The sequence below is a fragment of the Streptomyces sp. NPDC048337 genome (genome assembly GCF_043201175.1).
Lineage (GTDB): Bacteria > Actinomycetota > Actinomycetes > Streptomycetales > Streptomycetaceae > Streptomyces.
On record NZ_JBICYR010000012.1, the window covers coordinates 93,230 to 103,908 of the forward strand.

Genomic DNA, 10,679 nt, shown 5'->3' on the forward strand with positions numbered 1-10,679 from the left:
CGGCCCGCCGCCGGCACGGGCCGGGCGGCGGGCCGCGGAAGGCGGAGCCGTGGTGATCAGGGGCGGGGGAACGACCCGGTTGCCAGCGACTCCGGCTCTCGGGCCGCCGGGTCGGGGATCGACCCGGCGACGGTCAGGGACTGCTGGTTGCGGGCGGCGCGGCGGTGGCGCAGCCAGCGGACGACCTCCACGGTGACGGTGATGGTGAAGGCCAGGCCGAGGCCGGTCATCAGGCCCTTCAGCGGGTCGTGTTCGAAGGCGGCGCCGCCGAGGTAGCCGATGCAGGCCGAGTAGATCGCCCAGCTGCCGGCGGCGAGGGCGTCGAAGCGGGTGAAGGAGCGGCGGGGGAAGCCGGTGGCGCCGGTGGTGACGGTGGCGGCGGTCCGGCCGCCGGGGATGTAGCGGGCGACGACCAGGACGAGTCCGCCGCGCTCGGCGAGGGCCTGGCCGACCCAGTCGTAGGCCTTGCGGGTACGGCTGCCGGGCTTCATCTTCCCGATGATGCGGTGGCCGGACTTGCGGCCGATGAAGTAGGAGATGTGGTCGCCGACGAACGCTCCGGCGGCGGCGACGGCGATGACGAGGAGCAGGTTGGGGTCGCCGTTCGCGGCGAAGACGCCCAGGGTGATCACGAGGGTCTCGCTCGGTACCACGGGGAAGAAGCCGTCGAGGGCCGCGATGGCGAAGAGCAGCACGTAGACCCACGGGCTGGAGACTGCTCCTTCCACGGCTTGCAGAAGTGCGTCGGTCATCGCTCACTCCGATGGTCGTCCGGGTTCCGTGCTGTCCGGTACGACGGTAGGAGCGGGATCTATACGGATGCCTTACCCGATGGTCGTCACTTGCACCTGACTTTCGTCAGGGTCGGCGCCCGGCGCCCGGCCCCGTATAGGACGGGCGTAGGGGGGACCGGGACGGTCGGGGAGCATGGACACCCGCCTCACGACTCCGACACGACGCCGACGGCGACGCCGATGCGCGTCAGTAGGGTGACCCGGTGACAGGCATCGGGAGTTCGTACCGGCGGATCGCCGCGGACGCGGTCCTGTGGGCGCTGGTCGCGTCCATGGTGGCCCTGGAGGTGTTCCGGCCGAACGGGCCGGACGGGTGGACGCGTTGGGTGCTGGTGGCGGGGCTGCCGCTGCTGGCGGTCGCGGTACGGATGAGCCGCGGTGCGCCGTTGGCCGCGCTCGCGGTGCCGGTGGGGCTGAGCCTGCTGCTGTCGGCGGAGCTGTTCACGACCGCGTTCTCGCTCGCGATGCTGGTCCTCGCGTATCTGGTGGGGGTGCGGGCGGAGGGCACCCGGCCGGCGCTCACGCTGTTCGGTGCGGTGTGCGCGGTCGGTCTGCTGCCGGTGCTGGCGACCTCGGCGGACCTGTGGGCGTGGTTCACGCTGGTCCTGACCGTGGTGCTGAACCTGGTCTTCCCCTGGATGGTGGGGCGCTACCGCAGGCACTACGCGGGGCTCGTACGGGCGGGCTGGGAGCTGGCCGAGCGGCTGGAGCGGGAGCAGCACCTGGTGAGCGAGCAGACGCGGCTGCGCGAACGGTCCCGGATCGCCGGGGACATGCACGATTCGCTGGGCCACGAGCTGAGCCTGATCGCGCTCCGCGCGGGCGCGCTGGAGGTGGCTCCCGAGCTGTCGGAGAAGCGGCGCAAGGCGGCCGGTGAGCTGCGGGCCGCGGCCGGGGCGGCGACGGAGCGGCTGCACGAGATCATCCACGTGCTGCGCGAGGACGGGGAGCAGGCGCCGACCGTACCGGCGCAGGACACGGTCGAGGACCTGGTGGAGCGGGCGGCGGCGTCGGGGATGGCGGTGCGGCTGGAACCGGTGTCGCCCGGCGACGGCGCGGACGGTCAGGGCGGTACGGGCCTGGCGGGCACTGCGGCCGGTACGGGCGGTGCGGCCGGTACGGGCGGTGCGGCCGGTACGGGCGGTGCGGCCGGTACGGGCGGTGCGGCCGGTACGGGGCTGCCCGGCGCGGACCCGGTGGGGGCGGAGCTGGCGCCGATGGCGCGGCGGGCGCTGTACCGGGTGGTGCAGGAGGCGCTGACCAACGCGGCGAAGCACGCGCCCGGCGCGGAGGTCGTCGTACGGCTGCTGCCGGGGCCGGAGTACCTCCTCGCGACGGTGGAGAACGCGGCCCGGCCGGCCGGGCCGCTGCCGGGCGCGGTCTCCAGCGGGACCGGCCTGGTCGGGCTCGACGAACGGGTGCGGTTGGCGGGCGGCACCCTGGAGTCCGGGCCGCGCCCGGGCGGCGGCTTCGCGGTGTCGGCGCGGCTGCCGGTGGCGGGCGGGAAGGCGCTCCCGGCGGAGCGCGGCGGGCCGCCGCCGAGCACCTCGGCGCGCGAGCTGGCGGCGGCCCGCCGGCAGGTGCGGCGCCGGCTGTGGGAGGCGCTGGTGGTGCCGGTCGCGGTGTGCGCGGCCGTCGGCGTCCTGATGCTGGGCTTTCAGTTCTACGTACAGCACCGCTCGGTGCTGGACCGGCAGACCTTCGAGCAGCTGCGGGTCGGCGACAGCCGGTCCGCGGTGCTGCCGAAGCTGCCGAAGTACGAGTTGGACGAGACCCCGCAGGAGGTGGCGGCCGGCGAACCGGCCGGCGCCTCCTGCAGGTACTACCGGATCACGGCGTACTCCGCCTCGCCCGCCTACCGGCTGTGCTTCGCCGACGGGCGGCTGGTGGTCAAGGAGCGCGCCGGGTCCGGCCCCTGACCGTTCCCTTCCGCCTTCTCCTGCCATCCGAGGGGTCCTCATGGACACGAACGCTTCGACGCTCCGCTTCGACCAGCGGCAGTTCCGCGATGTGCTCGGGCACTTCTGCACCGGGCTGACCGTGATCGCCGCCACCGACGGGACGGGCCGGCCCGCCGGCTTCGCCTGCCAGTCCTTCGCCTCGCTCTCGCTCGATCCGCCGCTGGTCACCTTCTCGGTGGCCGCCACCTCCTCCAGCTGGCCGCGCATCGAGCGGGCCGGGGCGTTCTGCGCGACCGTGCTGAGCGCGGGACAGGGCGCCCTGTGCCGGGCGTTCGGGACGCGCGGCGGCGACAAGTTCGCCGGGGTCGACTGGTCGCCTGCGCCGGCCACGGGGTCGCCGCGCATCGGCGGCGCGCTGGCCTGGGTGGACTGCGAGATCGAGTCGGTGCTGCCGGGCGGCGACCACCGGATCGTCATAGGCCGGGTGCTGGACCTGGACGTGAGCGGCGAGGCGGACCACGCCGAGCCGCTGCTGTTCTACCGGGGCGCGTTCCTCCGCCCGGCCGCCGCCTGACCCCGCACGCTCCCCTTACGGATTACGGAAGAGAGTCCTCTCATGCCTGTCGCACACCCGACCGAACCCGAGTACGTCCTGACCCTCTCCTGCGCCGACGACCAGGGCATCGTGCACGCGGTGACCAGCTTCCTGTTCATGACGGGCGGCAACATCATCGACAGCCAGCAGTTCGCCGACCGCTCCAACGGCCGGTTCTTCATGCGGGTGCACTTCACGGTGGATCCGCCCGTCCGCCTGGAGAACCTGCGGGCGAGCTTCGCGGCGGTGGGCGCCGCGCTGCGGATGGACTGGGAGATCCACGAGGCGGGCCGCCCGATGCGGGTGGTCATCATGGTGAGCCAGTTCGGGCACTGCCTGAACGACCTGCTGTTCCGCGCGTCCAGCGGGGCGCTGCCGGTGGAGGTGGCCGCGGTGGTCTCCAACCACCGGCAGTTCGAGGGGCTGACGGCTTCGCACGGGATCCCCTTCCACCACGTGCCGGTCACCAGGGAGACGAAGGAGCAGGCAGAGGCGGCGCTGCTGCGGGTGGTGGCCGACGAGGGGGCGGAGCTGGTGGTGCTGGCCCGCTACATGCAGATCCTCTCCGCCGACCTGTGCAAGGAGCTGGAGGGGCGGGTCATCAACATCCACCACTCCTTCCTGCCGAGCTTCAAGGGCGCCAAGCCGTACCACCAGGCGCACGAGCGCGGGGTGAAGCTGATCGGCGCGAGCGCCCACTACGTCACGGCGGACCTGGACGAGGGCCCGATCATCGAGCAGGAGGTGGCCCGGGTCCGCCACGACATGACCCCGGACCAGCTGGTGGCGCTCGGCCGCGACCTGGAGGGCCAGGCCCTGGCCCGCGCGGTGAAGTGGCACGCCGAACACCGTGTCCTCCTGAACGGCCGCCGCACGGTGGTCTTCGGCTGACCCGGAGTCTCATCGACAGAGCGCAGACCCGATCTTGTTTCTTCGAGGTCGGGGCCTGTGCCTTTCAGCGGGGAGCGTTAGAGCCATCCGTTGAGAGAGACCTGTGGCCCGTTGGTGAGGAAGGCGAGTAGGGCGCTGCGGGTGGTTGGCACGAATTCGTCCGGCAGGTCGTCGGCGTCGATCCAGCGGACCTGGGAGTGCTTGCGGGGTTCGCGGTTTTCGAGTTCGCCGGTCCAATCATGGGCGGCGAAGACGACCGTCAGGAACCCGTTGGGGGCTTCTACGCCCCAGGCGCCGTGGATGACGTGGGCGACCTTGAGGGACTCGGGCTTGACCATGAGGCCGGTCTCCTCATGCAGCTCGCGGACTGCGGTCTGTGTGATGGGCTCGCCCGGTTCGCTCTTGCCGACGGGGAGGTCCCACAGGCCCTGGGCGAACTTGGCGTTCTCGCTGCGCTGGAGGAGGACGACGCGGTTGGTGGCCTTGTCGTGGACGATGACGGCCGCGACCAGCAGGGTCATCGATTCGAGCGCCGGCTTGAGGGCTTGGGAGCGGTCGTCGGTCTGCTGGGCCACGGTGTTCCCTTCGTCGGGCGGGTTGTTGGGCATGTTAGGCGAGCGCCTCGCGTGCGCGGCAGGCGAGATCGGCCGCGCCGGGAACGCGGCGGCGCCGGTAGACCGCGAGCGTGGAGCGGATCGAGGTGATCGCCTTCCGGGTCCGGTCGGAGGTCATGCCCTCCATGAGGACGAGAGCCTGGGTCCAGGCGGCGACGGCCTCGTCGGCGCGTGCCTGGGCGGCGAGGCTGTCGCCGAGGTCGGCGTGGGTGAGGGCGTGGACCCGTTTGTATTTCTCTGGGTCCCAGCGGGTGAGGGCGTCGCGGTGCTGCTGTTCTGTGCCGATGTGGTCGGCGAGGTCGGTCAGGGTGCGGGCGGTGTGGCTGGCCACGGTGCCGGCGGCGGGGCCACTGACTCGGGAGTAGCTGGGCTGCGGGCCATCGTCCCTTAGCAAGGCGTCTTCAGCGACGAGGAGGGCACGTGCGGCCGACGGGTTCTCGTCGGTAGCGGCGTAGGCGCGGGCGTGGGTGATGTGGAGAAGGGCCTCGGTCTGTCCGTCAACGTGGCCGAGGCCCCGTCGCAGGGCGCCTTCGACGAGGTCGACGCAGTGGTGGGGCTGCTTGAGGCTCAGGGCCTGGTGGGCGAGGGCGCGCATCATCCAGGCCGCGTGCCCGTGGGGGTCGGCTTCGCAGGCGAGCTGGTAGCCGACCTGGTAGTAGCGCTGGGCGGCGCCTTCGTGGCCCAGGTCGTGGTGTTTCCACCCGGCGAGGTAGGCGAGTTCGGCTACGGCACCGAAGGCGGCCTGGCGTAACGGCTCCGAGGGGAAGCGTCCGCGGAGCATCGGGGCGGCGGTGTCGGCGAGGTAGGCGGTGACGGTGGTCAGGCCGTGGCCGCCGCCGAGGCGTTCGTCGGCTGCGCTGAAGGCGGCGGTGATCTGGCGTACGACGTCGATGTCCTCGGTTCCGACGAGGGAGCGGCCCGTGCGGGCGCGGAGCATCCGGGATGTCGCTTCGTGGTCGTGGAGCAGCGGCATGGCGACGCCGGCTGTGGTGAAGGCGGCGATGGCGAGGAAGCGGCGGCGTTCGACATCCGCGCGGCCGAGATCGGTGACGGTCACGACCGGATCGCCGTTCAAGGTGGCCTCGGCTTCGGCGTTGCCGGGGTGGAGGCCGATCTGGGTCTGAGTGACGACGCGGCCGAGGCGGCGGGAGAGGGCTTCGGCGAGGTACTGGCCGACCTGGCCTGAGGGCGCGCGGGTGCCGTTGGCCCAGTGCGAAATCGCGGACTTGTTGGTCTGGAGCAGTTCGCCGTTCTCGGCGGCGATGCGGCGGACGTCCTTGGCGAGGGCTTCGTAGGTGCATCTTGCGACGTGGATCGTCTCGCGCAGGCGGGAGTTGGGTTCGGACGGCGCTGGCACGTTCCTCCGTCCCGGAGCTGTAAACCGCGTATACCGCTTGGGCTCGCTCACACCGTACCCACTCTGCGTAGCGGGCGGTTCACTTATCGACAGCCGCCCCACTCTCGGGCCGGGCGGCCCCCACGTTCCGTACGCCCCTACCGGGCTCGGGCATTCCTATGCCCTGGCCCGGACGATCAGAGACGGAGACACGGTGACCACCATCGACACCGCGACCATCACAGTCGAGCTGCCCGACGCCTTCGACCCGCGCTGGAGCCGCCTCCCCGGCATCCAGGTCGACAGCCAGCGCCTCACCATCGACCCGGCCGAGTACTTCTTCCGCTTCGAGTCCAACACCTGGCTCGTCGCCGACTGGGAGCTGGTCAAGGCCCAGCTCTTGGACGTGGACGAGACCACTGAGAGCGCGGTCGAGCAGCTGGCGCTCGACTTCATCAAGAACCACGGCGAGTCCACCTCCGACGCCGCCCGCGTCCTGGCCACCGCGTACGGGGTGTACGCGTACCTCTTCCGCGACGAGCACCTCGCCGGCCTCGGACTCCCGCAGATCACCGCCGACCACCTGCGGATGCTCCGCGAGGCCGCCACGCTCATGGCGCTCAACAAGGTTGAGCTGGACGGGCACATCTCCAACGTCGGCCCGTGCTGGTTCTTCCCCGCCGCCACCTCCGTCGTCTTCGACCTGGACGACGAGACGGGCGGGATGCTCGACGAGGTCTACCACGGCGGCTGGTTCAACGAGCACCGCCGGATCGAGTCCATCAAGGCCCACGCCGCCCTCGGCGGCCGGCTCGTGCACGGCTGCCAGTCCGTGCCGGACCAGTCCGGCGGCGTGGTCGCGCCCTACGGTGCCTCGATGGCCAACTTCCGTGACGACCTCGCCGCGTTCAAGGCGGGCTGGATCGAGCAGGTCTACGCCCACCGCGTGACCACGGCCGAGTAGCCCCCACCCCCGTACGGCTCCGGGGCGGGCCGGCATGCTCGCCCGCCCCGGAGCCCACCAGCCCCTGGAGACACCCCCATGGACCAGAGCCTGACCGCCGCCCTGCTGGACGACCTGTGCGCCCTCATCCGCAAGCCCCTCCCCGAACGCACGGAGATCCGCGTCTGGGGCATGTCCGGCGTCGAGCGCGTCACCTTCCCCGATGGCACCACGGCCGTCTTCAAGTACGCCAAGGAGCCCTTCGACCGCGAGGCCCAGGCCCTGCGGATCGCCCACCAGCGGGGGCTGCCGGTTCCCGAACTTCACGCCACCGCCATGCGGGACCAGTGGCTCGGGATGCTCATGGACGACCTCGGCACCCCGGTACGGGACGCCGACGACCTCGACGGCGTCGCCGCCGCCGTGATGCTGCACGCCGCCCGCCCGGCCAGCGGCTTGCCCTTCCTGGACGGCACGGGCCTCGTGGCCCTGCCCGGGCGGGCCCTGGATCACCTCCAGCGGCTGCGGAAGGCCGAGCGGTGGACGGACTGCGACGACATCGAGACCGCGCTGGGGAAGATCTCCGCAGCGGCCGAGGCCCGTGCCCAGGGGGCGACGCTCGACCCGTTCGGCTGGGTGCACTCCGAGTTCCACCCCACGAGCGTCCACATCGGGGAGGAGGGCTGGCACCTCCTCGACTTCGCCCGCGCCTTCACCGGCCCCGGCCTCATCGACCTCGCCTCCTACCACGGCACCACCGACACACCGAGCCCCGTCCGGCTGCGGGTATTCCTGGAGCAGTACGTCACCGCCGGCGGGCACGAGGACACCCTCGCCGCCCGGGGCGGCCTGACCGCCGAGGCATGGGCCCTGGGCTGGCACCGCATGTGGGCCGTCGAGTGGTTCATGGAGCAGGCGATCCGCTGGATCAACGACCCGACCAGGGACTTCGCGTACATCCCCGTCGTCCGCCGCCACCTGAACGACGTGGTCCAACTCCTGGAGGTCTAGGTGCTCGCCCAGGTCTCCCCCTGGTACGCCCACGCAGCCCAGCGCCTGACCACCGCACCGGCCCACGCCCTCACTCCTCCGACACGGATGGAGTGGAGCACCCACCCCGGCCTTGGCCCCGGCGCGGAAATCCTCTGCCGCGAGCTGCGCGGCAGGCGCATCCTGGAGCTGGGCTGCGGCCCCGGCCACAACGTCGCCCACCTCGCCCAGCACCACCAAGCCCGCGTCACCGGAGTCGACCTGGTGGGCCTCCAGGTACGGCGAGCTCGGTCGCACTACGGCCACATCGAGGGAGCCGCCTTCGCCGCCGGCCATGCACTGCACCACCTCCAGGCCACCGGGCAGACCTTCGACGCGATCTACTCGGTCTTCGGTGCCGTCGGCCTGGTCGCCCCTGAGCTTCTGCTCGCTGCGGTCTCCCGTCGTCTGGTACTGGGTGGCGTACTGGCCTTCTCCGTCCCCACCCGGCACGGGCAGGAAGACATCCTTCGACGGACGACCGCCCCCGCGAGGACTACGTCACCATGCCCGACCGCACCCGGCTGCCCATCGCCCGCTGGGAATTCGACGCCCACCGCTGGGCCGCCCATCTCTCCCGGACCGGCCTGCGGATCACCTCCGCCATCGCGCTGCGGCACCCACGCCTCGACCCGTGGCCCACCACCCTCCTGATCACCGCCCGGAAACACTGACCGACGGAGGCAACGATGCCCCTGCCCTACCTCCTGCTGGACATCGACGGCGTCCTCATACCGTTCCCAGCGCCCGACGGCAGCACCCCACCCACCCACGTCCGCCACACCGTCCTGCCCACGGGCCGCAACCCCGACGATCCGGTGCCGATCTGGCTCAACCCCGCCCACGGCCCGTTGCTCGCCGACTTCCTTGCCGGCGCTCTCGTCACCCCCGTGTGGTGCACGAGCTGGCGCAAGGACGCCACCACCATCGTCGGGCCACTCCTCGGACTGCCGGAGTTCCCGTACCTCGACCTCCCCCGCCCCCAGATCACCACCAGCCACCCCAACGGCTACCTCTGGAAGCGCGACCACGTCGAACCGTGGCTCGGCGGGTCGGCGGTCGCCTGGGTCGACGACGACTTCACCGACCTCGACCACACCTGGGCCGCCGAACGCACCGCCCGCGGATGTCCCACGCTGCTCGTCCAACCCGATCCGTACGTCGGCCTCCAACCGGCTCAAGTTGCGGCAGTTGAGAGCTGGGCTGCCGGGCGAATCCTTCGCCGTGCGCAGGGTACAACCTCCTTTCCACACCGTTGAGATGGGCGCCTGATCTGGTCGTCGGGAGTCCGGATCTGAAAGGTCTATCGTGGGCGGCATGTCCGCCCCTGACCTGATCCGTATCGTCTCCCGCGACTCCCCGATGGCACTCGCCCAGGTAGAGCGCGTCCGCCGCGAGCTCGCCGCGCTCTACCCGCACATCACCACCGAAGTCATCCCCGTGAAGACGACCGGGGACCGGTGGATGGGCGACCTGGCCGCCGTCGAGGGAAAGGGGGCCTTCACCAAGGAAGTCGACGCCGCCCTACTGGACGGAACCGCAGACCTGGCCGTGCACTGCGTGAAGGATGTCCCTGCGGACCGGCCGCTACCGACCGGAACCGCCTTCGCCGCGTTCCTCAAACGCGACGACATTCGGGATGCCTTCGTACACCCCGGCGGACTCACCCTGGACGACGTTCCGGCCGGGACACGCATCGGCACCTCGTCGGTGCGGCGTATCGCCCAGCTCGCCGCCTCTCACCCGCACCTGGATTGCGTCCCCATCAGAGGCAACGCAAATCGCCGACTCGACAAGCTCGCCGCAGGCGAGGCGGACGCCTTGTTGCTGGCCGTCTCCGGGCTGGAGAGGATCGGCCGCACGGACGCGATCACCGAAATCCTCCCCACCGAGAGGATGTGCCCGCCCATCGGCGCGGGCATCCTGGCGCTTCAGTGCCGCGAGGGCGACGCTGCCCTGATCGAGACCGTGAGCGCACTCGGTGACCCGGCCACCCACCGCGAGGCCACCGCCGAGCGCATGTTCCTCCACGTCCTCCAAGGCCATTGCAACTCGCCGATCGCCGGATACGCCGCCACCGAGGAGGACGGCGAGCTCAGCATGTACGCGAAGGTGTTCACGCCCGACGGAAAGCGCGTCCTTCGCGCACGCGAGTGGGCCGGACCGCTGGACCCCGCCACTCTTGGTACGTCCGTAGCCGTCGCGCTTCTCCGGCAGGGCGCCCGCGAGCTCATCGACGGCATCCCGCACTGACCGCCGTCAAAAGGGAGATGCCTGGGGAGGCTCCCCACGGCCGCGGTCGGCCGATACACCGCCATACACGTCTGTGGCGAGGTAGGCCGTGATGGCGTCCACGGTGGGGTGGTCCCAGGCCATGGTGGGTTCGACGGCCAGGCCGAAGCGGTCCTCCACGTCGCCGCAGAGGGTGAAGGCGTAGACGGAGTCGAGGCCCATCTCGACCAGTTCGGCGCCCTCGTCGATCTCGGCGGCGGGGCGCTCCAGGTAGTAGGCCACCCGTTCGATCAGCCAGGCCCGGATCTCCTTGGTGGGCACCTCGGTGCTGTTCGCCATGTCGT

Annotated in this window: 11 protein-coding genes and 1 pseudogene; 8 read left to right on the forward strand and 4 right to left on the reverse strand. The window is 71.4% G+C overall.

Annotation, left to right across the window (positions count from 1 at the left end):
- Positions 1-56: 56 nt before the first annotated feature.
- Complete coding sequence (locus tag ACGFYU_RS20615) at positions 57-752, reverse strand: DedA family protein (protein ID WP_393828727.1); 696 nt, start codon at positions 750-752, stop codon at positions 57-59.
- A 245-nt stretch (positions 753-997) separates the two neighbouring features.
- Between ACGFYU_RS20615 and ACGFYU_RS20620 the strand changes: the two genes are divergently transcribed.
- Genes ACGFYU_RS20620 through purU form a run of 3 tightly spaced genes read left to right on the forward strand, consistent with a single transcriptional unit; the run spans position 998 to position 4,181 of the window.
- Positions 998-2,713, forward strand: coding sequence for a sensor histidine kinase (locus tag ACGFYU_RS20620; protein ID WP_393828728.1), 1,716 nt, complete (start codon positions 998-1,000; stop codon positions 2,711-2,713).
- A gap of 40 nt (positions 2,714-2,753) precedes the next feature.
- Entirely contained in the window at positions 2,754-3,269 is a 516-nt protein-coding gene (locus tag ACGFYU_RS20625) for a flavin reductase family protein (RefSeq protein ID WP_393828729.1), read from the forward strand.
- 42 nt (positions 3,270-3,311) lie between these two features.
- On the forward strand, positions 3,312-4,181 hold the full coding sequence (gene purU / locus ACGFYU_RS20630; RefSeq protein ID WP_393828730.1) for a formyltetrahydrofolate deformylase: 870 nt from the start codon (positions 3,312-3,314) through the stop codon (positions 4,179-4,181).
- Positions 4,182-4,258: 77 nt separating this feature from the next.
- On the opposite strand, the gene ACGFYU_RS20635 is transcribed toward purU, so the two are convergent.
- Both ACGFYU_RS20635 and ACGFYU_RS20640 read right to left on the reverse strand, forming a co-directional pair.
- The gene (locus ACGFYU_RS20635; RefSeq protein WP_393828731.1) at positions 4,259-4,789 is read right to left on the reverse strand and encodes an NUDIX domain-containing protein; all 531 of its coding nucleotides are present in this window, start codon (positions 4,787-4,789) and stop codon (positions 4,259-4,261) included.
- 1 nt (position 4,790) lies between these two features.
- The gene (locus tag ACGFYU_RS20640; RefSeq protein ID WP_393828732.1) at positions 4,791-6,152 is read right to left on the reverse strand and encodes a tetratricopeptide repeat protein; all 1,362 of its coding nucleotides are present in this window, start codon (positions 6,150-6,152) and stop codon (positions 4,791-4,793) included.
- Positions 6,153-6,345: 193 nt separating this feature from the next.
- Between ACGFYU_RS20640 and ACGFYU_RS20645 the strand changes: the two genes are divergently transcribed.
- The 5 genes and pseudogenes from ACGFYU_RS20645 to hemC all read left to right on the forward strand — a co-directional run bounded on the left by ACGFYU_RS20645 (position 6,346) and on the right by hemC (position 10,356).
- The gene (locus ACGFYU_RS20645) at positions 6,346-7,095 is read left to right on the forward strand and encodes a hypothetical protein (RefSeq protein ID WP_393828733.1); all 750 of its coding nucleotides are present in this window, start codon (positions 6,346-6,348) and stop codon (positions 7,093-7,095) included.
- Between the two features lie 78 nt (positions 7,096-7,173).
- Positions 7,174-8,085 carry an aminoglycoside phosphotransferase family protein gene (locus tag ACGFYU_RS20650; RefSeq protein ID WP_393828734.1) on the forward strand — a complete coding sequence of 304 codons (912 nt, stop codon included), beginning with the start codon at positions 7,174-7,176 and terminating at the stop codon, positions 8,083-8,085.
- Positions 8,086-8,777: pseudogene (locus ACGFYU_RS20655) on the forward strand (class I SAM-dependent methyltransferase).
- Positions 8,778-8,792: 15 nt separating this feature from the next.
- Positions 8,793-9,362 carry an HAD domain-containing protein gene (locus tag ACGFYU_RS20660; protein WP_393828735.1) on the forward strand — a complete coding sequence of 190 codons (570 nt, stop codon included), beginning with the start codon at positions 8,793-8,795 and terminating at the stop codon, positions 9,360-9,362.
- A gap of 58 nt (positions 9,363-9,420) precedes the next feature.
- Positions 9,421-10,356, forward strand: a complete 936-nt coding sequence (hemC, locus tag ACGFYU_RS20665) for a hydroxymethylbilane synthase (protein WP_393828736.1) — start codon at positions 9,421-9,423, stop codon at positions 10,354-10,356.
- Between the two features lie 6 nt (positions 10,357-10,362).
- Here hemC and ACGFYU_RS20670 read toward each other — a convergent pair whose 3' ends face one another.
- Positions 10,363-10,674: an acyl carrier protein gene (locus tag ACGFYU_RS20670; RefSeq protein WP_393828737.1), complete on the reverse strand. Its 312-nt coding sequence runs from the start codon at positions 10,672-10,674 to the stop codon at positions 10,363-10,365.
- Positions 10,675-10,679 lie beyond the last annotated feature (5 nt).

Excerpts from the sequence above, each read along its gene's own strand:
- ACGFYU_RS20650 (WP_393828734.1), top strand. The coding sequence starts at position 7,174 with ATGGACCAGAGCCTGACCGCCGCCCTGCTGGACGACCTGTGCGCCCTC.
- ACGFYU_RS20670 (WP_393828737.1), bottom strand. The coding sequence starts at position 10,674 with ATGGCGAACAGCACCGAGGTGCCCACCAAGGAGATCCGGGCCTGGCTG.
- ACGFYU_RS20660 (WP_393828735.1), top strand. The coding sequence starts at position 8,793 with ATGCCCCTGCCCTACCTCCTGCTGGACATCGACGGCGTCCTCATACCG.
- ACGFYU_RS20635 (WP_393828731.1), bottom strand. The coding sequence starts at position 4,789 with ATGCCCAACAACCCGCCCGACGAAGGGAACACCGTGGCCCAGCAGACC.
- purU (WP_393828730.1), top strand. The coding sequence starts at position 3,312 with ATGCCTGTCGCACACCCGACCGAACCCGAGTACGTCCTGACCCTCTCC.
- ACGFYU_RS20625 (WP_393828729.1), top strand. The coding sequence starts at position 2,754 with ATGGACACGAACGCTTCGACGCTCCGCTTCGACCAGCGGCAGTTCCGC.
- ACGFYU_RS20615 (WP_393828727.1), bottom strand. The coding sequence starts at position 752 with ATGACCGACGCACTTCTGCAAGCCGTGGAAGGAGCAGTCTCCAGCCCG.
- hemC (WP_393828736.1), top strand. The coding sequence starts at position 9,421 with ATGTCCGCCCCTGACCTGATCCGTATCGTCTCCCGCGACTCCCCGATG.